The sequence below is a fragment of the Microbacterium sp. 22242 genome, assembly GCF_052045495.1.
Taxonomy (GTDB): Bacteria; Actinomycetota; Actinomycetes; order Actinomycetales; family Microbacteriaceae; genus Microbacterium.
In genome coordinates this window covers 328,779-354,646 of the sequence record NZ_JBQEOZ010000002.1, presented here as the reverse complement: position 1 = coordinate 354,646, position 25,868 = coordinate 328,779, and the positions used below count along the sequence as shown (strand labels likewise).

General features: G+C 71.1%; 28 protein-coding genes and 1 tRNA gene. 20 read left to right on the top strand and 9 right to left on the bottom strand.

Translation table 11 applies throughout. The annotated features are described in order from the left end of the window. Nucleotides 1-65 precede the first annotated feature (65 nt). The 11 genes from ACTJJZ_RS03350 (at nt 66) to ACTJJZ_RS03300 (ending at nt 8,530) form a co-directional block, all read left to right on the top strand. Nucleotides 66-1,835, top strand: a complete 1,770-nt coding sequence (locus ACTJJZ_RS03350) for a biotin carboxylase (protein ID WP_440719745.1) — start codon at nt 66-68, stop codon at nt 1,833-1,835. Continuing rightward, a complete protein-coding gene (locus ACTJJZ_RS03345; protein ID WP_440719744.1) occupies nt 1,832-3,112 on the top strand; it encodes a serine hydrolase domain-containing protein in 1,281 nt (426 codons plus the stop codon). Before ACTJJZ_RS03350 ends, ACTJJZ_RS03345 begins: the two co-directional genes overlap by 4 nt. A 69-nt stretch (nt 3,113-3,181) precedes the next feature. After that, nucleotides 3,182-4,273 carry an FAD-dependent monooxygenase gene (locus ACTJJZ_RS03340; protein ID WP_440719743.1) on the top strand — a complete coding sequence of 364 codons (1,092 nt, stop codon included), beginning with the start codon at nt 3,182-3,184 and terminating at the stop codon, nt 4,271-4,273. Nucleotides 4,274-4,435: 162 nt separating this feature from the next. Further along, a tRNA-Trp gene (locus ACTJJZ_RS03335) sits at nt 4,436-4,508 on the top strand. A gap of 39 nt (nt 4,509-4,547) precedes the next feature. Beyond that, complete coding sequence (gene secE, locus ACTJJZ_RS03330; RefSeq protein ID WP_440719742.1) at nt 4,548-4,823, top strand: preprotein translocase subunit SecE; 276 nt, start codon at nt 4,548-4,550, stop codon at nt 4,821-4,823. 55 nt (nt 4,824-4,878) lie between these two features. After that, nucleotides 4,879-5,898, top strand: a complete 1,020-nt coding sequence (gene nusG, locus ACTJJZ_RS03325) for a transcription termination/antitermination protein NusG (RefSeq protein ID WP_440719741.1) — start codon at nt 4,879-4,881, stop codon at nt 5,896-5,898. A 131-nt stretch (nt 5,899-6,029) separates the two neighbouring features. Continuing rightward, nucleotides 6,030-6,266: a type II toxin-antitoxin system Phd/YefM family antitoxin gene (locus tag ACTJJZ_RS03320; protein WP_440719740.1), complete on the top strand. Its 237-nt coding sequence runs from the start codon at nt 6,030-6,032 to the stop codon at nt 6,264-6,266. Beyond that, nucleotides 6,263-6,658, top strand: coding sequence for a type II toxin-antitoxin system VapC family toxin (locus tag ACTJJZ_RS03315; protein ID WP_440719739.1), 396 nt, complete (start codon nt 6,263-6,265; stop codon nt 6,656-6,658). The genes ACTJJZ_RS03320 and ACTJJZ_RS03315 overlap by 4 nt, the downstream gene beginning before the upstream one ends. Before the next feature lie 246 nt (nt 6,659-6,904). Next, on the top strand, nt 6,905-7,336 hold the full coding sequence (rplK, locus tag ACTJJZ_RS03310) for a 50S ribosomal protein L11 (protein ID WP_045250755.1): 432 nt from the start codon (nt 6,905-6,907) through the stop codon (nt 7,334-7,336). 11 nt (nt 7,337-7,347) lie between these two features. After that, on the top strand, nt 7,348-8,037 hold the full coding sequence (rplA, locus tag ACTJJZ_RS03305; RefSeq protein ID WP_440719738.1) for a 50S ribosomal protein L1: 690 nt from the start codon (nt 7,348-7,350) through the stop codon (nt 8,035-8,037). 133 nt (nt 8,038-8,170) lie between these two features. After that, a complete protein-coding gene (locus tag ACTJJZ_RS03300; RefSeq protein WP_440719737.1) occupies nt 8,171-8,530 on the top strand; it encodes an iron chaperone in 360 nt (119 codons plus the stop codon). A gap of 53 nt (nt 8,531-8,583) precedes the next feature. Here the strand turns inward: ACTJJZ_RS03300 and ACTJJZ_RS03295 are convergent, their stop codons facing one another. Further along, nucleotides 8,584-8,859, bottom strand: coding sequence for an acylphosphatase (locus ACTJJZ_RS03295; RefSeq protein WP_440719736.1), 276 nt, complete (start codon nt 8,857-8,859; stop codon nt 8,584-8,586). Nucleotides 8,860-8,940: 81 nt separating this feature from the next. Continuing rightward, on the bottom strand, nt 8,941-9,414 hold the full coding sequence (locus tag ACTJJZ_RS03290) for a DUF1772 domain-containing protein (RefSeq protein WP_440719735.1): 474 nt from the start codon (nt 9,412-9,414) through the stop codon (nt 8,941-8,943). A gap of 57 nt (nt 9,415-9,471) precedes the next feature. Between ACTJJZ_RS03290 and ACTJJZ_RS03285 the strand changes: the two genes are divergently transcribed. Next, nucleotides 9,472-10,050, top strand: coding sequence for a TetR/AcrR family transcriptional regulator (locus ACTJJZ_RS03285; RefSeq protein ID WP_440719734.1), 579 nt, complete (start codon nt 9,472-9,474; stop codon nt 10,048-10,050). Between the two features lie 7 nt (nt 10,051-10,057). On the opposite strand, the gene ACTJJZ_RS03280 is transcribed toward ACTJJZ_RS03285, so the two are convergent. Further along, nucleotides 10,058-10,744, bottom strand: a complete 687-nt coding sequence (locus ACTJJZ_RS03280) for a LysE/ArgO family amino acid transporter (RefSeq protein WP_440719733.1) — start codon at nt 10,742-10,744, stop codon at nt 10,058-10,060. Between the two features lie 71 nt (nt 10,745-10,815). Between ACTJJZ_RS03280 and ACTJJZ_RS03275 the strand changes: the two genes are divergently transcribed. Further along, nucleotides 10,816-11,706, top strand: coding sequence for a LysR family transcriptional regulator ArgP (locus ACTJJZ_RS03275; RefSeq protein ID WP_440719732.1), 891 nt, complete (start codon nt 10,816-10,818; stop codon nt 11,704-11,706). Nucleotides 11,707-11,883: 177 nt separating this feature from the next. Next, complete coding sequence (gene ligD / locus ACTJJZ_RS03270) at nt 11,884-12,942, top strand: non-homologous end-joining DNA ligase (RefSeq protein WP_440719731.1); 1,059 nt, start codon at nt 11,884-11,886, stop codon at nt 12,940-12,942. Between the two features lie 61 nt (nt 12,943-13,003). Here the strand turns inward: ligD and ACTJJZ_RS03265 are convergent, their stop codons facing one another. Beyond that, nucleotides 13,004-14,047 carry an ATP-dependent DNA ligase gene (locus ACTJJZ_RS03265; protein WP_440719730.1) on the bottom strand — a complete coding sequence of 348 codons (1,044 nt, stop codon included), beginning with the start codon at nt 14,045-14,047 and terminating at the stop codon, nt 13,004-13,006. Nucleotides 14,048-14,101: 54 nt separating this feature from the next. Then, nucleotides 14,102-15,553 carry a phytoene desaturase family protein gene (locus tag ACTJJZ_RS03260; protein ID WP_440719729.1) on the bottom strand — a complete coding sequence of 484 codons (1,452 nt, stop codon included), beginning with the start codon at nt 15,551-15,553 and terminating at the stop codon, nt 14,102-14,104. 60 nt (nt 15,554-15,613) lie between these two features. Between ACTJJZ_RS03260 and ACTJJZ_RS03255 the strand changes: the two genes are divergently transcribed. Next, nucleotides 15,614-16,108, top strand: coding sequence for a hypothetical protein (locus ACTJJZ_RS03255; RefSeq protein WP_440719728.1), 495 nt, complete (start codon nt 15,614-15,616; stop codon nt 16,106-16,108). Nucleotides 16,109-16,138: 30 nt separating this feature from the next. On the opposite strand, the gene ACTJJZ_RS03250 is transcribed toward ACTJJZ_RS03255, so the two are convergent. Together ACTJJZ_RS03250 and ACTJJZ_RS03245 are read right to left on the bottom strand one after the other, a co-directional pair. Beyond that, nucleotides 16,139-17,371: an acyl-CoA dehydrogenase family protein gene (locus ACTJJZ_RS03250; protein ID WP_440719727.1), complete on the bottom strand. Its 1,233-nt coding sequence runs from the start codon at nt 17,369-17,371 to the stop codon at nt 16,139-16,141. A 131-nt stretch (nt 17,372-17,502) separates the two neighbouring features. After that, entirely contained in the window at nt 17,503-18,174 is a 672-nt protein-coding gene (locus ACTJJZ_RS03245; protein ID WP_440719726.1) for a TetR family transcriptional regulator, read from the bottom strand. Between the two features lie 179 nt (nt 18,175-18,353). Between ACTJJZ_RS03245 and sucC the strand changes: the two genes are divergently transcribed. After that, nucleotides 18,354-19,520, top strand: coding sequence for an ADP-forming succinate--CoA ligase subunit beta (sucC, locus tag ACTJJZ_RS03240; RefSeq protein WP_440719725.1), 1,167 nt, complete (start codon nt 18,354-18,356; stop codon nt 19,518-19,520). 27 nt (nt 19,521-19,547) lie between these two features. Then, entirely contained in the window at nt 19,548-20,450 is a 903-nt protein-coding gene (sucD, locus tag ACTJJZ_RS03235; protein WP_440719724.1) for a succinate--CoA ligase subunit alpha, read from the top strand. A 58-nt stretch (nt 20,451-20,508) separates the two neighbouring features. On the opposite strand, the gene ACTJJZ_RS03230 is transcribed toward sucD, so the two are convergent. Continuing rightward, complete coding sequence (locus ACTJJZ_RS03230; protein ID WP_440719723.1) at nt 20,509-21,459, bottom strand: GlxA family transcriptional regulator; 951 nt, start codon at nt 21,457-21,459, stop codon at nt 20,509-20,511. Nucleotides 21,460-21,529: 70 nt separating this feature from the next. On the opposite strand from ACTJJZ_RS03230, the gene ACTJJZ_RS03225 reads away from it, so the two are divergent. Beyond that, a complete protein-coding gene (locus ACTJJZ_RS03225; protein WP_440719722.1) occupies nt 21,530-22,285 on the top strand; it encodes an MBL fold metallo-hydrolase in 756 nt (251 codons plus the stop codon). Nucleotides 22,286-22,377: 92 nt separating this feature from the next. Here the strand turns inward: ACTJJZ_RS03225 and ACTJJZ_RS03220 are convergent, their stop codons facing one another. Continuing rightward, nucleotides 22,378-23,847, bottom strand: coding sequence for an NCS2 family permease (locus tag ACTJJZ_RS03220; RefSeq protein WP_440719721.1), 1,470 nt, complete (start codon nt 23,845-23,847; stop codon nt 22,378-22,380). Between the two features lie 96 nt (nt 23,848-23,943). Between ACTJJZ_RS03220 and ACTJJZ_RS03215 the strand changes: the two genes are divergently transcribed. After that, nucleotides 23,944-25,182 (top strand): cell division protein PerM, encoded by a 1,239-nt coding sequence (locus ACTJJZ_RS03215; protein WP_440719720.1) that lies wholly within the window; start codon nt 23,944-23,946, stop codon nt 25,180-25,182. Between the two features lie 76 nt (nt 25,183-25,258). Then, complete coding sequence (gene purN / locus ACTJJZ_RS03210; RefSeq protein WP_440719719.1) at nt 25,259-25,855, top strand: phosphoribosylglycinamide formyltransferase; 597 nt, start codon at nt 25,259-25,261, stop codon at nt 25,853-25,855. Nucleotides 25,856-25,868: the final 13 nt, after the last annotated feature.

The window sequence follows — 25,868 nt, the reverse complement described above, 5'->3', positions numbered from 1 at the left end:
GTCCCCGGCAGCCTCGACCCGCACGGCAACGGTGCCGCGCGGACCTGTGAATGGAGGGATCCATCGTGGTACGCAATCCGAGGGACAGCAACCCGACCGGCAGCGATCCGACGGGCAAGGGATCCGCACAGACGCCCGAGGGCGATCCTGCGGCCGCGCGCGCACCGAGACGACGGACGGTGCGATCGTCCGCGGACAAGGCGGGGGCCGCCAAGGCGGCGGCGCGCGGCGCTTCCGCCAAGACCGCGACGGCCCGGCCCAAGCCGCGCAAGTCGGCGCCCCGGTCCGCGGCATCCGCGAACACCGGGCCCCTCCCCGTCGCGGCGCCGACGCTGGATCCCGAGATCGTCGTCGCCGAGCCGGCCCCGCGTACCCACGGCCTGCGGAACATGTCGGAGATCCGGCACTTCTTCCGCACCAACCGCACCCCGATCTTCTTCGTCGGCGCCTCCGCGTTCAACCTGCTCGGGCTGGACCGGTGGGTGCGCGGCTTCTCCTACGTCACGTACTACGACAGCTGGCAGGGCGCGCACCCGCGCGTGTTCAGCCCGATCCACAAGCCGTACATCGAGTTCCAGAGCGGCGAGGAGATCAACAACTGGCTGCTGCGCCATCACGAGGTGCGCGCGCACATCGCCCGGCTCACCCCGGCGGGCGAGCGTCCGAAGATCGCGATGGTGTTCTTCGACGAGGAGACCGAGGCGATCTGCGAGGAGCTCGGCTACGAGCTGATCCTGCCCGCGGCGTCTCTGCGCGAGCGCCTGGACTCGAAGATGGTGACGACGCGGATCGCCGAGGCGGTGGGCGTGCCGAGCGTGCCGAACGTGATCACGACCGTGGAGTCCTTCGAGGATCTGCAGGCGCAGGCCGAGAAGGCGGGGCTCGGCGGCGACCTGGTCGTGCAGACCGCTTACGGCGACTCCGGCAAGACCACGTACTTCGTGACCGACGCGGCCTCGTTCGGGAAGCACAGGGACGACATCGTCGGCCACGAGCTGAAGGTCATGAAGCGGATCAACAACCGCCCGATCGCGGTCGAGGCGGTGCTCACCCGGCACGGCACGATCGTCGGTCCGTTCATGACCGAGATCACCGGCCACAAGGAGCTCACGCCGTATCGCGGCGGCTGGGCCGGCAACGAGATGTTCCCCGACGTGCTGGACGACGCCACCCGGCGCACCGCGACGAAGCTCGTGCGCACGCTCGGCGACGCGCTCGGCGCCGAGGGCTACCGCGGCTTCTTCGAGGTCGACGTGCTGCTCGACACCGACACCGGCGACGTGTACCTCGGCGAGCTCAACCCGCGGATCTCGGGCGCATCGGCGATCACGAACGTCACGGCGGGCGCCTACGCGGACGTGCCGCTGTTCGTGTTCCACCTGCTCGAGTTCGCGGGCGTCGAGTTCGATCTCGACGTCGACGAGATCAACGACCGCTGGGAGGAGCTCGCCGCCGCCGATCAGTGGAGCCACATGATCATCAAGCACACCTCGCCCACGGTCGAGCACATCGACGTGGCGCCTCCGAGCGGTCGCTACGTGCTGGACTCCTACGGCCGGCTCGCGTTCTCGCAGGGCGATCTGGACTGGCACCTGCTCGGGTCCGAGGCGGAGTCCTTCTTCCTCCGGATCTACGGCCCAGGCGACTATCGTTGGAAGGGCGCGGATCTCGGGATCCTGGTCACCAAGGGCCGGCTGCAGACGCCCACGGGGCGCCTGTCGATCCGCGCGAAGCATCTCATCGAGTCCATCAGGGCGATGTACGCGGCCACGCCGCTGCCGCCCCAGGCGGAGATCGACGAGCACGAGCAGATCGGAACCCCATCGACCTCATGAGCGGCGATGTGACACCCCCGTCGACGGGCACCTGGAACGGCACGACCCCGGCGACGGAGGCCGTGCCACCGGCCGGGCAGGTCGCCCCGGCGCCCTCGGACGGGATCAGGCCGATGGACGGCTTCGTCCCTCCGCTCGAGGCGTGGCAGCAGGAGCCGAACCTGCGCTGGTCGATGCAGCACATGGCGGACTTCCTGCCCGTGCACCCGATCTCGTCCGGCGGCCGGACGCTGCCGCTGCCCTCGGTGCCCGCCGACCTCGGTCACATCGAGGTCGCGCATCCGTGGGAGCAGCGCTCTGCGCCGTTCGAGGACGTAATGGGCTCGACGTTCACCGACGCCTGGATCGTGGCCAGGGACGGCGCGGTGATGGGGGAGCAGTACGTCGGCACGATGTCCGCCGAGGTGCTGCACCTGCTCATGTCGGTCAGCAAGTCGCTCACCACCGCCGTCGCCGGGACCCTGATCGGCGCCGGAGCGCTCGACCCCGGCGCGCAGGTGACCGGCTACGTGCCGGCGCTCGCCGGATCCGGCTACGACGGCGCCCGCGTGCGGGATCTGCTGGACATGCGCACCGGCATCCGCTTCTCCGAGGCCTACCTGGACGAGAACGCCGAGGTGCGCCTGCTCGAGGAGGCGATCGGCTGGGCCCCGCGCCGGCACCCGGCGACTCCCGGCACGCTGCGCGACTTCCTCGCGTCGCTCGGCGCCGACGGTCCGCACGGCGGACGCTTCGACTACAAGTCGTGCGAGACCGACACGCTCGCGTTCGTGCTCGAGGGGGCGACGGGGATCCATCCCGCCGACCTGATGTCCGAGCGTCTCTGGGGGCCGATGGGGGCCGAGTTCGGCGCGAACGTGGGAGTGGACGCGGTCGGCGCCGGCATGTTCGACGGCGGCGTCTCGGCGTCGCTGCGGGATCTGCTGCGCTTCGGCACCCTGTTCCTGCGCGACGGCGCCGCCCTCGACGGCCGGCAGGTGCTGCCGGCGTCGTGGATCGCGGAGACGCTGTACGGTGCCCCGGATTCGCGTGCGGCCTTCGCGAACGCCGCCGAGCCCACGCTCATGCCGGGCGGGATGTACCGCAACGGGTTCTGGTTCCCCTACCCGGGATCCGACGTGCTCCTCGCGCTCGGCATCCACGGCCAGATGATCTACGTGAATCGCGCCGCGAACGTCGTCGCCGCGAAGCTGTCCAGCTGGCCGACGCCGCAGGACGCCGAGCGCCTGCTCTGGACGATCAGGGCGTTCGATGCGGTGGCCCGCGCGATCGGCTGATCCGGTCCGGGAGCGATCGCGGGGCGGTCGGCTGAACTGGTGATTGCAGGCACCGCTAACCTGCATGACATGCAGAAACTGCGGATCCTGATCGTGGGCGGCGGGATCGCCGGCGCGGCGGCAGCTGCATTCCTCGGCCGGGACGGGCACGCCGTGACCGTCCTCGAACGCGGGGAGCGCGCGCGTTCCAGCGGCAGTCCTGTCGACGTCCGCGATGCCGGACTGGCGGCGGCGCAGGCCCTCGGCGTCACCGCGCGACTGCGGGAACACGACACCGGTGCACGCAGCCTCGCGATGATCGGTCCGACCGGCAGGCCGTTCGCGCGGATCCGGATTCGGACCTCCGAAGACGACATCGAGATCGCCCGCCGCGACCTGTCGGCGGTGCTGCTGGAGGCCGCCTCCCAGCACGCTCGGATCCGGTACGGTGAGACGTTCGACTCGCTGACCGTCACCAGCGACGGCGTCGACGCCGTGCTCGGTGGCGTCATCGAGCGCTACGACCTGGTCGTGGGTGCCGACGGGCAGCACTCCGCGACGCGACGTGCGCTGTGGCCCGTGCAGGAGCGCGGCGCTGGCGGCTCCCTCGGCCTCGGGATCGCCACGGTGGAGATCCCGGATCTCCCCGGGGATCGGGAGACGGTCGAGATGCGCAACGAGCCGTCACGCGCGCTGGCGCTGCACCCGGCCGGCGGCAGACCGGGTGCCGCCTTCCTGTTCCGCCACTCCGGCCCGCTGCCGGACGACGCGGCGAGCCAGCGTGCCCTCCTGCACCAGTGGTACGCGGGCTTCGGATGGCACGCGCCGGTCGCGCTCGCGGCGCTCGCCGGAGCCCAGGACTTCTACTTCGATGCCGTGCAGCGGGTGCGGGTGCGCGCCTGGTCCCGCGACCGGGCCGTCCTGCTCGGCGACGCAGCCTCGAGCATCACCCTCCTGGGAGAGGGGTCCAGCATGGCGCTCGCCGGGGCGCAGGTGCTCGGCCGCGCGCTCGCGGGCGGCCGCGACATCGCTGCGGCCCTGCGGCGCTATGAGAGCGAGCTGCGCCCGCTCGTGGAGCGGAAGCAGTCGGGAGCCGGCATCGGTGCCGGGTTCCTCGTGCCGCGGACGCGCGCGGGCCTCGCCCTGCGCAATGTCGCGGTGCGGACGATGCGGCGGGTCTGACGCCGCCCGCGCCACGCCCGGGACACGACGGATCCCGGCCCGATTCGGCCCGGCTCCGGGCATGCCGTACACTGGACCAGCAGTTGTTGTCTGCATTCTTTCGCCGTGCCTCGGGTCTCCCGAGCGCAGCAGGAGGATGCGGACAGAGGTCCTCGGACCTCTAGGGCGGTAGCTCAATTGGCAGAGCAGCGGTCTCCAAAACCGCAGGTTGCAGGTTCGATTCCTGTCCGCCCTGCGCGTCAGCTCGCAGCTGGCACACGAAAGGTACTCGAGGATGGTTCAGGACGCATCGGGCGCTGTGGTCTCCACGGCGAACGGCGGCGCGGGCCGCGACAAGAGGCTCGGCTTCTTCGCTCGCATCGCGCTGTTCTTCCGTCAGGTGATCGCGGAGCTCCGCAAGGTGGTCACTCCGACGCGCAAGGAGCTCGTCAAGTACACCCTGGTCGTCCTCGGGTTCGTCATCGTGATGATGGCGCTCGTGTACGGGCTTGACATGGTCTTCTCGTGGCTGACGGCGCAAGTCTTCGGGGTTCCCGGGAAAACCGCGTGATCCCGCGGCCCGGGGTCCATTGACCCGGGGCCGAACCTGAAGGAGAGAAGAGCAAGTGTCCGAACGATACTCCGACGACGCCGACTGGGCGACCGCCGCCGAGCAGTCGAGCGAAGAAGACGAGGCTCAGGAGGGCGACGTGCTCTCCGCCGAAGAGCGCTCCTCCACCCCCGCCGAGCACATCGCGCTGCACATCGAGGGCGACGAAGAGTACGAAGACGATGACGAAGACATCGAGATCGAAGACCCGGAGGCAGATGCGATCGTGAACGACGCGCTCAACCTGGACGAGGCCGCGGAGTCCGAGGCCGCCGCCGAGGTCCTCAACGACTCCGTCGCCGAAGAGGCCGCAGACCGCGAGGCCGCGGCCGCCGACGAGGTCGCCCCCTACGACGGGCCGGACATCAACGGCGACGACGACGCCGTCGAGGCCGACGAGGACGACGCCGAGGAGGACCCGTACGAGGCCTTCCGCATGGAGCTGCGCATGCTCCCCGGCAAGTGGTACGTGATCCACTCCTACGCGGGCTTCGAGCGCAAGGTGAAGGCCAACATCGAGCAGCGCAAGTCGACGCTCGAGGTCGAGGACGACATCTACCAGATCGAGGTCCCGATGGAGGACGTCGTCGAGATCAAGAACGGTCAGCGCAAGATGGTCACGCGCGTCCGGATCCCCGGCTACGTGCTCGTGCGCATGGAGCTCAACGAGGACACCTGGTCCGTCGTGCGGCACACGCCCGGCGTCACCGGCTTCGTCGGCAACGCGCACAACCCGACCCCGCTCCGCTTCGAAGAGGCCTTCACCATGCTGAAGTCCCTCGTCGAGGTCAAGGACGTCCCGACCGCCAAGGCCGTCGCGGCCAAGGGCGGCACCGCCGTGGCCCGCCCGCTCGCGGCCGAGGTCGACTTCGAGATCGGCGAGACCATCACGATCAAGGAGGGCTCGTTCGCGGGTCTTCCCGGCACGATCAGCGAGATCAAGCCGGAGAGCGGCAAGCTCACCGTGCTGGTGTCGCTGTTCGAGCGCGAGACCCCGGTCGAGCTGTCCTTCGACCAGGTCACCAAGATGATCTGACGCTTCGCGTCCACGACGCCCCGCCCGGCTCCGGCCCGGCGGGGCGTCGTCGTCTCGAAACGCATCCGCTCTTCGGCTCGTTCGGTCTAAGCGGACTAGTGGTACTGGTCCTTACGGCGTAGCATTGTTCCATGCACACCGTCACCAGCACCGAGGCCAAGGCGAAGTTGAACGCACTCCTCGCCGAAGTGGAGAAGACCGGCAGTCCTCTCACGATCACCTCGCATGGTCGGCCGGTCGCGATCCTGTCGCCCGTTGCACCGCGGAAGCGGGTGTTCGGGCAGTTCCCCGGTGTCGTGATCCCTGAGGATTTCGACGCGCCGTTGCCGGACGAGGAAATGGACGCCTGGGAGGGCCTCGCCTCGTGACGTCCATCCTGCTCGACACCAATGCCCTGCTCTGGCTGATGACGTCCCCTGACCGCATCGCCCCGCCTGCCCTGGCGGTGATCGACGATCCTGCCAACCCCGTCTTCGTCTCCGCTGCGTCGGCGTGGGAGATCTCGATCAAGTCCCGTATCGGCCGACTGGACGGTCAGGGGATCCTGTTCAACTGGACGGACACGCTCGCCTCGATGAATGTCGAGGAGTTGGCCATGGACTCCGCCGACGCGATCCTCGCCGGTCAGCTCAAATGGGACCACCGCGACCCCTTCGACCGGATGATCGTCGCCCAAGCCACCCGGAGAGGGCTCGCCATCGCGACCAGCGACCGCGCGCTGCGAGGGGGCGCCATGACGCCGATCATCGCCACGAGATAGACGGGGGCACTCGCTGCCGCATTCGATGGTCGGCCGATGGTCGCGGCGCCTCGATCGGCGCGGCGTTCCCTCGAGGAGATCCTGAACACGGCACGCCCCGGGGATCCGGTAGACTTCTATGGTTTGTGCGCCGCCTTCGCCCTCACGGGCGTGCGCGTGTGCGCGCGAACACCACCGCGATCCGGATCCGCCGGATCTGCGGGAGAGCGGGTGCGTCCGGCATCCGCTCGATGAAAGGAAGAGGAAATGGCACCGAAGAAGAAGGTGACCGGCCTGATCAAGCTCCAGATCAACGCCGGCGCCGCCAACCCGGCCCCGCCGATCGGCCCCGCGCTCGGTCAGCACGGCGTCAACATCATGGAGTTCTGCAAGGCGTACAACGCCGCGACCGAGTCGCAGCGCGGCAACGTCATCCCCGTCGAGATCACCGTCTACGAGGACCGCAGCTTCACGTTCATCCTGAAGACCCCGCCGGCCGCCGAGCTGATCAAGAAGGCTGCGGGCGTGCAGAAGGGCTCCGCCACTCCGCACACCGTCAAGGTCGCGAAGATCACGGCCGAGCAGGTCCGTCAGATCGCCGAGCAGAAGCAGGCAGACCTGAACGCGAACGACATCGACGCCGCGTCCAAGATCATCGCCGGAACCGCCCGCTCCATGGGCATCACGGTCGAGGGCTGAGGGAGATAACAATGGCTACCAAGTCCAAGGCTTACAACGCTGCCGCCGCGAAGATCGAGGCAGACCGCTTCTACACCCCGACCGAGGCCGTCGCCCTCGCGAAGGAGACCGGCTCCGCGAAGTTCGACTCCACCGTCGAGGTCGCGCTGAAGCTCTCCGTCGACCCGCGCAAGGCCGACCAGATGGTGCGCGGCACCGTCATCCTCCCGCACGGCACCGGCAAGACCGCCCGCGTCATCGTGTTCGCCACGGGTGCGGCTGCTGAGGCCGCGATCGCCGCGGGTGCGGACGAGGTCGGCGGCGCCGAGCTCATCCAGAAGGTCGCCGACGGCTGGACCAACTTCGACGCGGCCGTCTCGACCCCCGAGCTCATGGGCCAGGTCGGTCGTCTCGGCAAGGTGCTCGGCCCGCGCGGCCTGATGCCGAACCCGAAGACCGGCACCGTGACCCCGAACGCGGCCAAGGCCGTCGAGGAGATCAAGGGCGGAAAGATCGAGTTCCGCGTCGACAAGCACGCCAACGTGCACTTCGTCGTCGGCAAGGCGTCGTTCTCGGCCGAGCAGCTCGACGAGAACATGAAGGCCGCGCTCGAGGAGATCGTGCGCCTCAAGCCGTCCAGCTCGAAGGGCCGCTACATCCAGAAGGGCGCCGTGTCGACCACGTTCGGCCCCGGCATCCCGCTGGACGTCAACGCCCTCTGAGCATTCAGTCCCTGATCCCGTCGAAGGGATCACGAAGGCCCGTTCCGGTTCGCCGGGGCGGGCCTTCGTCGTCCCCGCATCCTCGCGTCCGGTTTCCGAGCCAGCGCTGAGCGGGGCGTGTCAGGATGACGTCATGGGTGTTGTCGACGACTACCTCGCCGAGGTCCAGGATCCTGGCGATCGGCAGGCGCTTGCGCGCGTGTACCAGCTCGCACAGGAGATCGTGCCCGACGCCGAGCAGGGCACCGGCTACCGCATGCCGGCCCTCACCCACGACGGAAAAGTGCTCATCTCCGCGATCCGCGCCGCCCGGCACATCGGGATCTATCCGTTCAGCGCCGCCGCCATTGCAGCGGTCGCGCCCCGGGTCGAGGTCATCGAAGGTGCGGAGTCGAGTGCCGGTGCGATCCGCTTCGCCCCCGGCGCGAGCATCCCGGACGAGCTGATCCGGGACCTGGTCTCGTTCCGCCTCGCCGAGATCGACGGGCGCTGACCAGTACCCTCGCGGCCGCGCGCCGTCGCGAGGGACTCCGGGCCGGCACCTGATCAGACATCGCGGCGCACGTCGAAGCCGGTGTCTCCGACAGGGGCCAGCTCGGTGGTATCGATGGCGCGGACGCGTGCGCCGCGCGGGCCTCGCGCCATCCATGCCAGCACCTCGTCGACGCGCGCGTCAGCGCCCTCGACCTCGGCCTCGACGCGGCCGTCGTGCCGGTTGCGCACCCAGCCCGAGACCTCGGCCTGCCTCGCGACCATGAGCATGGTGTAGCGGTAGCCCACGCCCTGGACCTCGCCGGCCACCTCCACGTGCACGCGTCGCATGTCTCCATCCTGCCGCGGCGCCGCGGCGCAGGGGAGAGCCGGTCTGATGCTGCGGGCCGCGGCGATCCGGGAGGGGGCCGATCACCGCACGACGAGGGCGAGGCACAGCAGCACCAGGGCGAGTCCCTGCAGCGTCGCCCGCAGCGGGATGATCGACTCCCAGCGGTCCTGCAGCGCTCGTGCGTCCTCGGGCACCGTGCCGTTCAGGGCGGCGGCCGTGAGAGCGGCATTGATCGGCTTCGAGATGCGGGCGAACAGGGCCAGCCAGATCAGCAGGCACGCCAGCGCGGCCACGGCGAGGACCGCGGCGGCGGGAGCGCCCCAGAACGCGGACAGCACGCCGGTCGCGGCGGTGAGCACGACCGAGGAGATGCCGACGACGGGGAGGCGTCGGTCGCCGTAACGGTGTCCGCGCCCGACCACCTGCACGAGTGTGCGCTCATCGACCTCGGCGTAGACGCTGCGCAGGACGACGCCGGCGAGCACGTCCGTCCCGAAGATGACGGCGATCGCGGTGATGGCGCCGATGGCGGCGACGATGGTGACGGTGGTCATGGGAGCTCCTTCTTCCGGGTTAGCGATGCTAACAGTTAGCGATGCTAACATCGGAGTATGAGCTCGTCAACACCTCGTCGCACCGACACCGCTGCCCGTTCCCGCGCCATCGTCGAGGCGGCGCGCCGGGTCGCGGAGGAGGAGGGCTGGCCGGCGGTCACGGTGCGCCGGCTCGCCGGCGAGATCGGCTTCAGCCAGCCGATCCTGTACCGCTGCTTCCCGCGCGGCCGCGACGAGATCGTCGAAGAGGTGATGATCGACGGCTTCCGCGCGATGGGCGCAACCCTCGCCGACCCGGCCGCCGACGACGATCCGCTCGCCCATCTGGTGGACGCCTATCTCGCCTTCGCGCGGGCCCACCCTGCCCTGTACCAGGCGATGTTCGAGGCGCGCACCGCGATCGTCTTCGCATCCGAGGCGACGCCGCCGCCGTTGCGGGACGCGTTCGCGCCCTTCCTGCGGGCCGCATCCGCCGGAACCGGAGGCGAGCAGGCCGGCGACGGTCTCGACCGCGTCGTGCGGGCCGAGCTGTTGTGGAGCCTGCTGCACGGCGTCGCCCGGCTGGCCATGTCGGGGCGCCTCGACCCTGCGCTGGAGGAGGAGCGCCTGGCGGCGATCGTCGCGCTGTTCCGATGACGCCCGCTCAGCCGACGAGCACGGGCAGCACCAGGCTCACGCCCATCACGACGAGCAGCACGGCGATCGCGGTGTCCAGGATCCGCCACGCGCGCGGCGTGCGCAGCCAGCGGCCGAGGTGGCGCGCACCGAACCCCAGTGCGAAGAACCAGATCACGCTCGCCAGGATCGCCCCCGCGGCGAACAGCCAGCGACCGTCGCCGTGCGTCGCGGAGATCGAGCCGATGAGCAGCACCGTGTCGAGGTACACGTTCGGGTTGAGCCAGGTGAAGGCGAGGGCCGCCAGGAGCACCGGCGCGAGCGGTGCGGCGCTGCGGGTGAGGGTCGCGGTCGTGCCGGGGGAGCCGCCCAGAGCGTCCGTCGCCACCGGCGCGCCGGGATCCGCCGCGGGATCCGCGCTCAGCGCCTCGCCCTCGGACTTCCACGCCCGGCGCGCGGCGAGGATGCCGTAGAGCACCAGCGAGATCGCGCCGGCCCACCGCGCCACCACGATGAGCCAGGGCAGCGACTTCACCAGGTAGCCGAGTCCGGCCGTTCCGGCGAGCACGAGCACGGCGTCGGACGCGGCGCAGATCAGCACCACGGGCAGCACGTGCTCGCGGCGCAGGCCCTGGCGCAGCACGTACACGTTCTGCGCGCCCACGGCGATGATGAGCGAGAACATGAGGCCGAGGCCGGCCAGCAGGGTGAGCATGGATCGAGGATAGGCGGGCGCTCATCTTCAGCACCAGCGAAGATTCCTAATACCACATTAGTATTGCTCATGTGCAGATGGATCCGGATTTCGCGCGGACGGTGGCCGTCGTCCTGGACGAGGGCAGCTTCGACTTGGCCGCGCGACGGCTGCTCCTCACGCCCTCGGCGGTGAGCCAGCGCGTCAAGACCCTGGAGCAGCAGCTCGGCCGGATCCTGCTCGTGCGCAGCAAGCCGGTGCGTGCCACGGAGGCAGGCGAGGCGGTCGCGCGGTTCGGCCGTCAGGTCGCGCTCCTGGAACGGGACGCCGTGGCCGGATTCGGGCTGGCGGGGGAGGGCGAGGGGGTGCGGATCCGGATCCCGCTCGGTGTCAACGCGGACTCGATGGCGACCTGGTTCCTGCCGCCGCTGGCACGGCTCGCACGACAGCACGACGTCGAGTTCGACCTGCACCGCGATGACCAGGCCTTCACCGCGCGGCTGCTCGAATCCGGCGCCGTGATGGCCGCCGTGACGAGCGAGGCCGAACCCGTCGGCGGCTGCCGGGTCGAACCGCTCGGCGTGCTGCGCTACGTCGCCGTGGCGACTCCGGACGTCGTGCGCCGCTGGTTCCCCGAGGGCGTCACGGCGAAGGCGCTCGCCGTCGCTCCGTTCGTGGACTTCGACCGGCGCGACCTGCTGCAGCACGACTGGCTGCGCGCGCAGGGCGTGGACTCGTGGACGGTGCCACGCCACTACGTCCCCGCCTCGGCCGACTTCGCGGCGGCGGTCGAACTCGGCCTCGGCTGGGCCATGCTGCCCGTCCTGCAGGCGGAGGCTGCGCTCGCCGCGGGCCGGCTGGTGCGCCTCGACGAGGCGGAGACGACCGTGCCGCTGTTCTGGCAGCAGTGGAACCTGCGCTCCGCGCTGCTGGACGCGATCGCGGCCGAGGTCCGCGCCGAGGCCGAGCGCGTGCTGCGCTGAGCGCCGCACGACGCCGCGTCGCAGGGCGCGAGAAACCACATCCAGCATGAGACCGGTCCACGGATGTGCAGTCTCATGCTGGATATGGTTTCTCGCGGCGCGGCGCGGCGCGTCGCGGCGGGGCGAGCGTAGCGCCCACCCTGGCGCGCTGTCGGCGCTCCGCCCTAGGGTCGAGACATGGCATCCGAGCGCATCACGCTGACCGTCCCCGGGCCCGACGGCGAGCGCACGCTCGACCTGTCCAACCCGAACCGCGAGGTCTGGCCGGCGGCGCCCGGAGGGCCGATCACGAAGGCCGAGCTCGCCGAGTACGCGCAGACCGTGTCGGTGCCGTTCCTCACCTCCACCGGCGACCGGCCCGTCTCGCTGGAGCGCTACCGGGACGGGATCGGCGGCGAGAGCTTCTTCTCGAAGAACCCGCCGAAGGGCACGCCGGACTTCGTGCAGAGCGTGATGTGCACGTACAACAGCGGGCGCAAGCATCCGCAGATCGTGCTCACCGAGGCCGCGGCGATCGTCTGGGCCGTGCAGATGAACACCGTGGTCTTCCACCCCTGGGCCTCGCTCGCGGCCGACACCGACAATCCGGTCGAGCTGCGCATCGACCTCGATCCGCAGCCCGGCACGGGGATCGCCGAGGCGATCCCCGCCGCGAACGAGCTGCGCACGGTGCTCCGCGAGGCGGGCCTGGAGGCGTACATCAAGACGAGCGGAAACCGCGGGCTGCACGTGTTCTGCCCGATCGTGCCGGAGTGGGAGTTCCTCGTCGTCCGGCACGCGGTGATCGCGGCAGGGCGGGAGCTGGAGCGGCGGATGCCGGACCGGGTCACCACCGCGTGGTGGAAGGAGGAGCGCGGCGAGCGGATCTTCGTCGACTTCAACCAGGCCAACCGCGACCGCACGATGGCGGGCGCGTACAGCCCGCGCGCCCTTCCCGGCGCCTCCGTCTCGACGCCGATCGAGTGGGAGGAGCTGGACGAGGTGGATCCGGCCCGGTTCACGGTCCGCACCGTGCCGCAGCGTCTCGCCGATCAGGGCGATCCGTGGGCGCGGATGCAGGAGAACCCGGGCCGCATCGACACGCTGCTGACCTGGTGGGACCGGGACGTGGAGAACGGGCTCGGGGAGATGCCGTTCCCGCCCGAGTTCCCCAAGATGCCGGGGGAGCCCCCGCGCGTGCAGCCCAGCAAGAAGGTCGCGGCGAACTGGGACGAGAACGGCGACCCGATCTCCTGACGCCGCGTGAGGCAGCCGCATTTCCGTCTCTGGACGAGCGGGGCCAGGCGAAGAGCCGGCGTCAGTCGATGACGTCGGCGAGGTCGTAGCCGGTGACGGCCTCCAGCTGGTCGTAGGTGCAGGAGCGCGCCTCGCGGTCGTCCCGCCAGCGTTCGAACTGCACGGTGTGCCGGAACCGTCCGCCCTCCAGCTGGTCGTAGCGCACCTCGAGCACGCGCTCGGGACGCAGCCGCACGAACGAGGTGTCCTTGCTGCCGCTGAACCGCGAGCGCTCGCCCTCGCCGGTGACGGCCGCGCCCGACTCGTCCCGCTCCACGAGCGGCGCGAGATCCTCGACGAGCTGCTGCCGCATGGCGTCGCTCCACGCGGCGACCCCGCCGACCGACCTCAGCACGCCGTCCTCGTCGTACAGCCCGACCAGCAGCGACCCGACCCCGGACCCGCTTTTGTGGATCCGGTAGCCGAGCGCGACGACGTCGGCCGTGCGCGCGTGCTTGACCTTGAACAGCGTGCGCTTGTTCGGCGCGTACGGCTGGTCGAGGGGCTTGGCGACGACGCCGTCGAGCCCCGCGCCCTCGAACTCGGCCAGCCAGCGCCGGGCGAGCCCGGGATCCGTCGTGGTCCGGGTGAGGTGCAGCGGGTGCGGCACCTCGGCGAGCAGCCGCTCCAGCCGGGCCCGCCGATCGCCGAACGGGAGCGCCTGCAGATCCTCGTCGCCCTCGGCGAGCAGGTCGAACGCGATGAACATCGCCGGGGTCTCCACCGACAGCTTCTGCACCCGTGAGGCCGCCGGGTGGATCCGCTGGCTGAGGGCCTCCCAGTTCAGCTTCTGCGACCCTTCGGGACCCGTGGCGACGACGATCTCGCCGTCGAGCAGGCACGGGCGCGGCAGCAGGCGGGGGATCGCGTCGACGAGCTCGGGGAAGTACCGGGTCAGCGGCTTGGCGCCGCGCGAGCCGATCTCGACCGTCTCGCCGTCCCAGGAGATGAGCCCGCGGAAGCCGTCCCACTTCGGCTCGTACAGCAGACCGCCGGGGAACTTCGCCGGGTCGGGCACGGCCGGCATCGCCTTCGCGAGCATCGGCGCGGGGATCTCGTAGCGCATGGGTCCATCCTGCCGGTCACGGGGCGGTTCCGTCTCGCCCCGGCCGATCTCAGGTCAGGATCCGAACAGGTCTTCCAGCCCGACGCGCTCGCCGGCGTCGGCGAGCGCCGTGCGCGCGGCATGCCAGCCGGCCATGCCGTTCACGCCGGGCCCCGGCGGGGTGGCCGCGGAGGCGAGGTACACGCCCGGCATGGGCGTGCGCCACGGGGTGCGCGAGAGCACGGGCCGCACCACGGCCTGCCGCATCGTGAAGGCGCCGCCGAAGATGTCCCCGCCGATCTCGGACGGGTTGATGCGCGCCCGTTCGCGCGGGGTGACCGCGTGCGTGGCCAGGATCCGGTCCCGGAATCCCGGGGCGAAGCGCTCGATCTGGCGGACGATCAGCTCGGTCGCGTCGACCTCGGAGTCCGCCGGGGCGTGGATGTACGCCCACAGCGACTGCTTGCCCGCCGGCGCTCGGGTGTCGTCGAGCACCGAGGGCTGCGCCGCCAGAACGTAGGGCCGGTCGGAGAGCCGCCCCTGCGCGACCGCGTTCTCGCTCGCCCAGATCTCCTCCCTGGTGCCTCCCACGTGCACCGTCGGTGCGAGCGCGACCTCCGGATTCGCCCACGGGACGGGGCCGTCCAGCGCGAAGTCCACCTTCGCCGCCGCGGCGCCGTAGCGGTACGTGCGGATCGCGCGGGCGTACCGAGGCGGGACGTCGCGCAGCGTCAGGGCGAGGCGCGGCGAGGAGTTCAGCAGCAGCAGGTCGCCTCGTCCGGGGTCGCCCCAGTCCAGCGCGGACAGGTCGGTGATCCTCGAGCCGGTGCGGACGGATCCGCCGTGCGCGCGGAGATCGTCGACGAGCGCGTCGGCGATCCGCTGCGCGCCCCCGCGCGGGAACGCCCAGCCGCCCGCGTGCGCCTGCGCCATCAGCAGCAGACCGGCCGCCGCGGCGCTGAGCGAGGGGAGGGCGCTGTTGGCGTGGGCGACGACCCCGGCGGTGAGCCCGGCCGCCTCGGCCGTGCGGAACGTCCGCGCGGCCATCGCCGACCCCTGCTCGAGCACGCGCAGACCGTAGCGGACCGCGGTGACCGGATCCCGCGGGATCCGCAGCAGGGAGCCGCCGGTGAAGTCCTGCAGCCCGCCGAGGTGCGAGCTCAGCGGACGCAGCAGGGCGCGCCAGGCGCGGGCGTCCGGCCCGAGCCGGTCCGCGGTGCGCTCGAGGTCGTGCCAGGCGATGCCGGCCCGCCCGCCGTCGAGCGGGTGCGCGTAGGCCGCCTCGGGGACGATCCAGTTGATCCGGTCCGCTCCGAACGCGCGGAAGAACGACGAGGAATACGCCGCCGGATGGATCGCCGAGCACACGTCGTGCACGAAGCCGGGCAGGGTCGAGGCGGCGCTGCGCACCCCGCCGCCGATCGTCTCCGCCGCCTCGAGCACCTCGACCGCGTACCCGGCGCGGGCGAGGGAGACGGCGGCGGCGAGCCCGTTCGGCCCGCTTCCGATGACGGTGGCGCGAGGCATGTCGCCAGTCTCGCACGCACGCAGGTCGCACCGAGCAGAACGTGGGATCCTTGAGGCAACATGAATGAAGTCCAAGGTCCCACCCCGACCGGCAATTCCCGTCCCTACAAGTCCCTCGCGGAGGCGCTGCGCGCCCACCGGATCGACCCCGTGAACCACGACTTCATCGGCGCCGTCGTCGAGGCCGTCGGCATCAGCAGCTACATCGACCGCGGCCGCTACATCGAGGCGATCCGTCGCGGCGACGGCGCATCCCTGCACATCGGCAAGACCTACACGAACGGCTTCGCCGAGGACGAGCAGGTCGTCGTCGCAGGGCGCACGCTGCCGCTGCAGCCGAGCGAGGGCCGCGAGCCCTATTTCTACGTCACCCACCCGAGCGAGCTGCCCGATGTCCCGGCCGCGGCGAAGCGCGCGAGCGGGACCCGTGCAGCGGCGAAGCCGAAGGCCGAGCCCAGGGCGCCCAGGGCCACCGTGCGCGAGGACCGCGACTACGGCGTGTGCGAGGTGTGCTTCATGGTGCGCAACGCCGCGGGCCGCTGCGGCTGCGACTGATCCGCATCGCTCGGCGACGCCGGGATGGGCTCAGACGAACGCGCTCATCCCGGTGATGTCACGGCCGATCAGCAGGGCCTGCACGCTCTCGGTGCCCTCGTAGGTGTGGATGGCCTCGATGTCGGCCAGGTGCTGCATCACGCCGTTCTCCAGCAGGATCCCGTTGCCGCCGAGCAGGTCGCGCGCGCTCGACGCGATCCGGCGGGCGGCGCGCGTGTTGTGGAACTTGGCGAGTGAGGCCTGCGCGGGCCGCAGCGTCCCCGCCGTGTCCATGTCGGCCATGCAGCGGCAGTACAGCTGCATCGCCGTGAGGTCCTCGAGCATGTGCGTCAGGCGCTCCTGCACCATCTGGAACTTCGCGAGCGGCCTGCCGAACTGCACCCGCTGCTGCGCGTACGACAGCGCGGCCTCGTAGCAGGCGGTGGCGTGCCCGAGCGCCGACCAGGCCACGCCGGAGCGGGTGGCGTACAGCACGGTCGACGCGTCCTTGAAGCTCTTCGCGCCGGGCAGCACGGCATCCAGCGGCACGCGCACGTCGTCGAGGCGGATGTGCGCCTGGTGGATCCCGCGCAGCGAGACCTTGCCGGTGATGACCGTGCCCCGGTAGCCGGGGGTCTCCTGCTCCACGAGGAAGCAGCGCACCGACCCGTGCTCCTCGGCGCCCTCGTCGTCGACGCGCGCCCACACGAACGTGATCCCGCCGGACGCGCCGTTGCCGATCCATTTCTTCGTGCCGCGGATCACCCACGCGTCGCCGTCGCGTCGCGCCACGGTCTCGAGCGAGACCGAATCGGATCCGTGATCCGGCTCGGTGAGCGCGAAGGATCCGAGCACGGAGCCGTCGGCGAGCGGCACGAGCCAGCGCTCCTGCTGCGCCGCGCTGCCGAACAGCGCGAGCGAGCGCAGCGCGAGACCGCCCTGCACGGCCAGGACCGTGCCGAGGGACCCGTCGCCGCGGGAGATCTCCATGTTCACCAGGCCCGCGGCGAGCGGGCTCATCCGGGTGAGCGCAGGGTGGTCGATGCCGTCGACGACCAGGTCCAGCTCACCCATCCGCCGGGCGGCCGCGAGCGGGTATTCGGCGCGGTCCCACGCGTCGCGCATCATCGGCCCGACCTCGTCGACGTAGGCCTGCGCGCGCTCCCAGTGCGCGCGATCCTCGGCGGGGATGTCCGAGAAGACCTCGTAGTAGTCGCTGCCGAGCCGGCTCAGCACGTCGTAGGAGGCGACCGCTTCGCCGGGGAAGGGGGCGTCATCGCTCATGGGGGTCTCCATCCGGGCACGAGTGAGACTGAGTCTCAGAGTTCATGAGACAGCGTACCGCCAAACCACGACGCGAAGCGTGCCGCGGACGGACTTCTCCGCCGTGCCCCCTGGGCCGACGGCCCGACGGATCAGGCCAGGTCTTCGCGCAGCCTGCGGGTGATCTCGGCCATCGGCATCGAGCGCGGGAAGACCGCGACGACCATGGCGTCCGGGCCGGGATCCGCGACGGCTTCCGGGTGCACGCCGTAACGGCGCAGCACGTCGTCCAGCGCTCGCCGCAGGGAAGCGGCCGAGGTGCGGGACCCGCGCAGCAGCCGGCGCAGCACGTGATTGTGCACGGCGGTCACGAGCGCCGCGAACCCGACCGCGTCCAGCGGGTCCAGATCCGGCATGGACCGGCGCAGGTACTCGTCGAACAGCCGCTCGTAGCGGAACACCGTGACGATCTCCCGGTCGCGCAGGGTCGGCACGTCGCGCACCACCTGATAGCGCAGCCGTGCCATCTCGGGATCGGCCGCGAAGGAGCGGAACACCATCACCGACGCGTCGCACACCGCCGTCCACGGGTTGGCGTGCGGACGGTCCAGGTAGCGGCGCAGGCCGTCGAGGAGCTCCTCGTGGTCGGCGAAGACGACATCGTCCTTGCCCCCGAACTGGCGGAAGAAGGTGGAACGGGAGATGCCTGCGGCCCGGGCGATCTGCTCGACCGAGGTCGCATCGAATCCCTGGGCCGAGAACAGCTCGAGCGCAGCGCGCACCACAGCGGTGCGAGCGGGGGACACGTCGGCGTGCTCGGTCATAGCAGGAGAGCCTAGTTCCCCGGGCCCCGTGTATGACGGGGAACGCCGGCGTGCGCCGCGGGAAGCGGTCAGGAAGCGTGTTTTCGCGGTAGTAGGCTGGTTGACCGGGTCGAATCACATCGACACCCGACAGCATTTCCTGTCGCGTCCCATTCGTCGCAACCAGCGAAGGACTGCACGTGGACCTCTACGAGTACCAGGCACGAGACCTTTTCGAGAAGTACGGAGTGCCGGTCCTCGCCGGCATCGTCGCCGACACCCCCGAGGAGGTGAAGGCAGCGGCCGAGAAGCTCGGCGGCGTGGTCGTCGTCAAGGCGCAGGTCAAGACCGGAGGCCGCGGCAAGGCCGGCGGTGTGAAGGTCGCGAAGAACCCCGACGAGGCGTACGAGGCCGCGAAGGCGATCCTCGGGCTCGACATCAAGGGCCACGTCGTCAAGCGCGTCATGGTCGCCGCCGGTGCCCGCATCGCCCGCGAGTTCTACTTCTCCGTGCTGCTGGACCGCTCCAACCGCTCGTACCTGAGCCTCGCCTCGGTCGAGGGCGGCATGGAGATCGAGCAGCTCGCCGTCGAGAAGCCCGAGGCGCTCGCCCGGGTCGAGGTCAACCCGCTCACCGGCATCGACGCCGCCAAGGCGCTCGAGATCGCCAAGGCTGCGAACTTCGACGACGAGCTCGCCCCGAAGGTGGCCGACGTCTTCGTGAAGCTGTTCGAGGTCTACAAGGGCGAGGACGCGACCCTGGTCGAGGTCAACCCGCTCGTGCAGACCGAGGAGGGCGACATCATCGCCCTCGACGGCAAGGTCACTCTCGACGACAACGCCAGCGAGGTGCGCCACCCCGAGCACGAGGAGCTCGCGGACAAGGCGACCGAGAACCCGCTCGAGGCCAAGGCCAAGGAGTCCGGCCTGAACTACGTCAAGCTCGACGGCCAGGTGGGCATCATCGGCAACGGCGCGGGCCTGGTCATGTCGACCCTCGACGTGGTCGCCTACGCGGGCGAGAACCACGGCGGCGTGAAGCCCGCCAACTTCCTGGACATCGGCGGCGGCGCGAACGCGCAGGTCATGGCCTCCGGCCTCGACGTCATCCTGAACGACGAGCAGGTCAAGAGCGTCTTCGTGAACGTCTTCGGCGGCATCACCAGCTGCGTGGCCGTGGCCGAGGGCATCGTCAAGGCTCTCGAGATCCTGGGCGACGCGGCCACCAAGCCGCTCGTGGTGCGCCTCGACGGCAACCAGGTCGAGGAGGGCCGCGCGATCCTCGCCGCCGCGAACCACCCGCTCGTCACGCTCGCCGCCACCATGGACGAGGGCGCCGACAAGGCCGCCGAGCTGGCGAACGCCTGACCTTTCGACGAGACAAGGACTAGCAACATGTCGATCTACCTCAACAAGGACTCCAAGGTCATCGTCCAGGGCATCACCGGCGGCGAGGGCACCAAGCACACCGCCCTCATGCTGAAGGCGGGCACGAACGTCGTCGGCGGCGTGAACGCGCGCAAGGCCGGCACCACCGTCTCGCACACCGACAAGGACGGCAACGCCGTCGAGCTGCCGGTGTTCGGATCCGTCGCCGAGGCCATCGAGAAGACCGGTGCCAACGCGTCGGTCGCCTTCGTGCCGCCCGCGTTCACGAAGGACGCGATGATCGAGGCCATCGATAGCGAGATCCCGCTGCTCGTGGTCATCACCGAGGGCGTGCCGGTCGGCGACTCGGCCGAGGCCTGGGCGTACGCCACCGAGAAGGGCAACAAGACCCGCATCATCGGCCCGAACTGCCCCGGCATCATCACCCCGGGCGAGGCGCTCGCGGGCATCACCCCGGCGAACATCACCGGCAAGGGCCCGATCGGGCTCGTGTCGAAGTCGGGCACCCTGACCTACCAGATGATGTTCGAGCTGCGCGACCTGGGCTTCTCCACCGCGATCGGCATCGGCGGCGACCCGGTCATCGGTACCACGCACATCGACGCGCTCGCCGCGTTCGAGGCCGACCCGGAGACCAAGGCGATCGTGATGATCGGCGAGATCGGCGGCGACGCCGAGGAGCGCGCGGCCGAGTTCATCAAGGCCAACGTCACCAAGCCGGTCGTCGGCTACGTCGCCGGCTTCACCGCCCCCGAGGGCAAGACCATGGGCCACGCCGGCGCCATCGTCTCCGGCTCCGCGGGCACCGCGCAGGCGAAGAAGGAGGCCCTCGAGGCCGCCGGGGTCAAGGTCGGCAAGACGCCGTCCGAGACCGCCGCGCTGCTGCGCGAGGTCTACGCCGCCCTGTAAGCATCCCGCTTCGCGAAGGGCTCCGGGCTGTGTCCGGAGCCCTTCGTCGTCCCCGGGCTCACGCGGGATCAGCGAACGCACGCCGGTGAGCGCCGGGCGTGGTGCCGAATCGGGCGCGGAAGTGGTGGCGCAGGGTCACGGCAGCGCCGAACCCCGTCCGTGCGGCGACCGTCTCGATCGGCAGAGCCGTGGTCTCCAGCAGTCGCCGCGCCTCGTCCAGCCGGCGCTGCAGCAGCCAGTCGCCCGGGCTCGTGCCGGTGCGATCGCGGAAGCGCCGGGTGAACGTGCGCCGGGAGAGGTGCACGGCGCCGGCCCAGGCGTCGATCGGGCTCGGCTCCGCGAGGCGCTGCAGGGCCCAGGCGATCGCCCGGTCGATCTCGTCGCCGTCCGCATCCGCGGCGAGCGGGCGGGACAGGAACTGCGCCTGGGATCCCTCCCGGTGCGGCGCCATGACCAGGGAGCGGGCCAGGTCGGCGGCGACGGCGCTTCCCTGCTCGGTGCGGACGATGTGCAGGCAGCAGTCCAGCGCCGCGGCCACCCCCGCCGAGGTGACCACATCCCCGAGATCCGTCCACAGCGCCTCGCAGCGCACCGTGAGATCGGGATGACGGCGAGCGAGTTCCAGCCCCGCCGACCAGTGCGTGGAGATCTCCCGCCCGCGGGCGATGCCGCTCTCCGCGACCACGAACGCGCCCAGGCAGAGCCCGAGGATCCGCGCCCCTCGGGCGTGCGCGGTACGCACGGCGTCGAGGAGCGCCGGGCTCGGCGTCACCTCCGTGTCCCAGCTCGGGATCACCACCAGGTCCGCGGTCGCGAGTGCGTCGAGCCCGTCCGGGACGATGAGCTCGAGCCCGGCGGCGGTGCGCACCGGCCCCGGTCGCTCGGCGACGGTGACGGTGCGGTAGGCCGCCTCGACCGACCGGACGCCCACTCCGCCGAACACCATGAGCGGGACGGACAGATGGAAGGGGCTGATCCCGGGGAAGGCGAGGACGGCGGCGGTGCGCATGGCCCGATCTTATCGAAAGGTGTCATCGAGGCCACTGCCGTGACGGAGCCGATCGCGAAACGATGGACCCATGACCGAGCACACCATCACCCTGACCCTCGTCGGCGGACCGACCGCGATCATCGAATACGCGGGTGCGCGACTGCTGACCGACCCCACCTTCGACCAGCCCCGCACGTACGAGGGGGCGATCCCGCTGCACAAGCTCACCGGTCCCGCGCTCCCCGTCGGCGCGGTGGGGGCGATCGACGCGGTGCTGCTCTCGCACGATCAGCACGCCGACAACCTCGACCGGTCCGGCCGTGCGTTCCTGCCCCTGGCCGGTGCCGTGCTGTCCACCCCCGAGGCCGCGGCGCGGATCGACGGCGTGACCGGGCTCGCGCCCTGGCAGACCCACCGGATCGGCGCGGTCGAGGTGACCGCCGTGCCGGCGCTGCACGGGCCGGAGGGGGCCGAGGAGCTGTCCGGCACCGTGACCGGGTTCGTGCTCGCCGCGCCGGAGCAGCCGGTCGTCTACGTCTCGGGCGACAACGCCTCGGTCGAGCTCGTGGCCGAGATCGCCGGGCGGATCGGGCGGATCGACATCGCCGTGCTGTTCGCGGGAGCGGCGAACGTGGGCCGCTTCGGTGATTCCGACCTCACCCTGAACGCGCGCACCGCCGTGGCCGCCGCCCGGGAGCTGGGCGACGCGGCGATCGTGCCCGTGCATGCGGAGGGCTGGCACCACTTCTCCGAGACGCGCGACCGCCTGATCCGGGAGTTCGGCTACGCGGGGCTCGGCGACCGGCTCCGCGTGCCGGAGCCCGGGGTGCCGCTCCCGCTCTGAGATCGCGCGGAACCGTCCCTGCACAGGGAGAGACCCCCTCGCGGCCGCCCCGCAAGGGGACCGGCGAGGGGGTCTCGACGACGGCGAGCCGGTCAGTGCGGCAGCAGCGCCTGGATCGGCCCGCGGACGAAGTAGATCACGAAGCCCAGCGTGACGATCCAGAGCAGCGGGCTGATCTCGCGGATCCTGCCGGAGAAGGCGCGCACCACGACCCAGCTCACGAAGCCCGCCCCGATGCCGTTCGCGATCGAGTAGGTCATCGGCATCACCGAGACCGTGACGAACACGGGGAGCAGCGCCGAGAAGTCGGTGAGGTCGATGTGCCGGATCTGGCTCATCATGAGCGCCCCCACGATCACCAGAGCGGCCGCGGCGACCTCGGTCGGCACGATCGACACCAGCGGGGTGAAGAACATGGCGACGAGGAACAGCGCGCCGGTCACCAGGTTCGCGAGCCCGGTGCGCGCGCCCTCGCCGATGCCCGCGCCGGACTCGATGAACACGGTGTTCGAGGATCCGGAGGTGAGCCCACCGGCCACCGCGCCGACGCCCTCGACGATCAGCGCCGAGCGCAGCCGCGGGAACTCGCCGTTGTCGTCGGCCAGGCCGGCCTCCTTGGACAGGCCGGTCATGGTTCCCATGGCGTCGAAGAAGTTCGTGAACACCAGGGTGAACACCAGCATGAGGGCCGCGACGACCCCGATCCGGCCGAAGGCGCCGACCAGGTCGACGTGACCGATCAGGGACAGGTCGGGGATCGCGAGGGGGTTCTTCGGCAGGGTCGGCGCGGTCAGCCCCCAGCCCCCGGGGTGGACCTTGTCGCCGTCCAGCTTCGGCCCGAGATGCCAGATCGCCTCGACGATCACCGCGACCACGGTGCCGGCCACCAGGCCGATCAGGATCCCGCCCTTGACCCGCAGCGCGACCAGGATCGCGATCAGCAGCAGCGTGATCACGAAGATCAGGGTGGGGACCGTCGCGACCGAGCCGCCGACGCCCAGCCCGACGGGCGGCGAGTCGGTCTTCGTGGAGGTCACGAAACCGGCGTTCACGAACCCGATGAACGCGATGAACAGGCCGATCCCGACCGTGATCGCGATCTTGAGCTGCATCGGCACCGCGGTGAAGATCATCCGCCGCAGGCCCGTCGCGCTGAGCACGACGATGATGAGGCCGTTGATCACGACGAGGCCCATGGCCTCGGGCCAGGTGACCTCGCCGACGACCGAGAACGCGAGGAACGCGTTGATCCCCAGCCCCGCCGCGAACGCGAACGGCAGCCGGGCGATGAGGCCGAACAGGATCGTCATGACGGCCGCGGTGAGGCCGGTCACCGCGCTCAGCTGCGCGAAGTCGAGATGCGTTCCGGCGATGTCCTTCGGCGTGGACAGGATGACCGGATTGAGGATCACGATGTAGGCCATCGTGACGAAGGTGACGACGCCGCCGCGGACCTCGGCGCCGACGGTGGATCCGCGTTTCGTGATCTCGAAGAAGCGATCGAACGCGTTCTTCGGCTCGGCGGGGGCCTTGTCGGCCGTGGGCGGGGGGACAGTTGACATGGGCAGACCTCCGCGGAAAACCGTACCCCTTGCGAGCACCCTCCGCCGCGCGCCCCGCAGGGCCACCCGGCGGTGAGCACTTAGGCTCGATTCGTCATGCAACGCCTCCTCATCGTGCTCCTCGCGGCGGTCGATGCGATCGTCGCGGCGGCCATCGGCCTCGTCGTGCTGCTCGCCCCGCTCACCCTGGTCTGGGCGATCTCCTTCGGCACGGCCGCGAACTGGGGTGCGCTCTGGCCGACCGCCGTGACGCTCTGGCAGTTCGGGCACGGCGTCCCCCTCGCGATCTCGCTGCCCGACGCGCTGGTGCGCGCGGTCGGCATCGCGCCGAGTGCGGCGACCTTCGCGCTGTCGGTGCCCCCGCTGCTGCTGCTCGCGTTCACGGCGGTCTTCGCGGCGCGCTCCGGGCGTCGGGCGGCCCTCGCCGGGTCCTGGATCGCCGGGGTCGCCTCGGGCGCGGTCGTCTTCGCGGTGGTCTCGGCCCTGGCGGCGCTCACCGGGCGCTTCTCCGTGATCGCCACCCCGCTGCCGCTCGCGATCCTCTTCCCGCCCCTGGTGTTCCTCTGCGGGGCGCTCGCCGGAGCGATCCCCACCGCGTGGAGCGAGGGCGACGGCGGCGTCGTCGACCGCGTACAGGACGCGCTGGACCGGTGGCCGGACTGGGCGCATGTGCCGGGGGACGTCGTCCGCGGGGCGTCCGCCGCGCTCGCCGGCGTGATCGGCGCGGCCGGGCTCGCGGTCGCGATCGCGGCTCTCGCCCGCGGAGGACAGGTCGTCGCGCTGTTCGAGTCGCTGCGCGCCGACGCCCTGGGTGTCGCCGTGGTCGGCCTGGCGCAGCTGGCGTACCTGCCGACGCTCCTCGTCTGGGGGCTCGCCTGGATCGCGGGCCCCGGCTTCGCGATCGGCACCGGGACGGCCGTGTCCCCGGCGGGCACGATCCTCGGCGTGGTCCCCGGCGTCCCGATGCTGGGGCTCGTGCCCGACAACGCCTCGCCGTGGTTCCTGATCGTCGTGCTCGTGCCGGTCGCGGCCGGGGCGTTCGCCGGCTGGCTGATCCGCTCCCGTCAGGTCTCGGCGGGCCTGGAACCGGGGATCCTGCCGCGGATCGCCGTCGTGCTCGGCATCGCGATCCTCTCGGCCGCGGCGGGGGCGCTGCTCGCCGCGCTGTCCGCCGGGTCGCTCGGTCCCGGGCGGCTCGCGCATGCGGGGCCGGCGCCGGGAGCGGTGGCACTCGCGCTCGGGCTGGAGGTGCTCGTGGGGGCGGGGATCCTGATGCTCTCGCCGCGGCGGCACGGCGTTCTCGAGGACGCGGCGACCGGGGACGAGCGGCTCTGACCGGCGCCCCGATCGCCCGTCCGCGCGGGTCGTCTCGGGCGACGGGCGGCCGGTCGCTCCCGGCTAGACTGTGTGGGTGCTGACGGTCGCCGTTCTCATCTCGGGCACCGGCTCGAATCTTCGTGCCCTGCTCGACGCGGCCGCCGACCCCGGATTCCCGGCGCGCGTCATCGTCATCGGCGCTGATCGCGAGGCGGACGGACTCTCCCACGCCGAGGCGTACGGGATCCCCTCCTTCGTGGTGCCCTGGGACGCTTTCGACACCCGTGAGGAGTGGGGCGCCGAGCTCGACGCGCAGCTGCGGGTGTGGAACCCGGAGCTCGTGGTGCTCAGCGGGCTGATGCGGCTGCTGCCGCGCGAGGTCGTGGCGGCGTGGTCGCCCCGCATCATCAACACCCACCCGGCGTACCTGCCCGAGTTCCCCGGTGCGCACGGCGTGCGCGACGCGCTCGCGGCAGGGGTCGCGGAGACCGGAGCCAGCGTGATCGTGGTCGACGACGGCGTCGACAGCGGACCGATCCTCGCCCAGGAGCGCGTCCCGGTGCTCCCGGGCGACACCGAGACCTCGCTGCACGAGCGCATCAAGCCCGTCGAACGGCGCCTGCTGATCGACGTCGTCCGCCGCATCGCCGAGGGAGACCTCGACCTCGCCGCGCGCCCCGACCCGAACTGAATCCCCTCCCGGA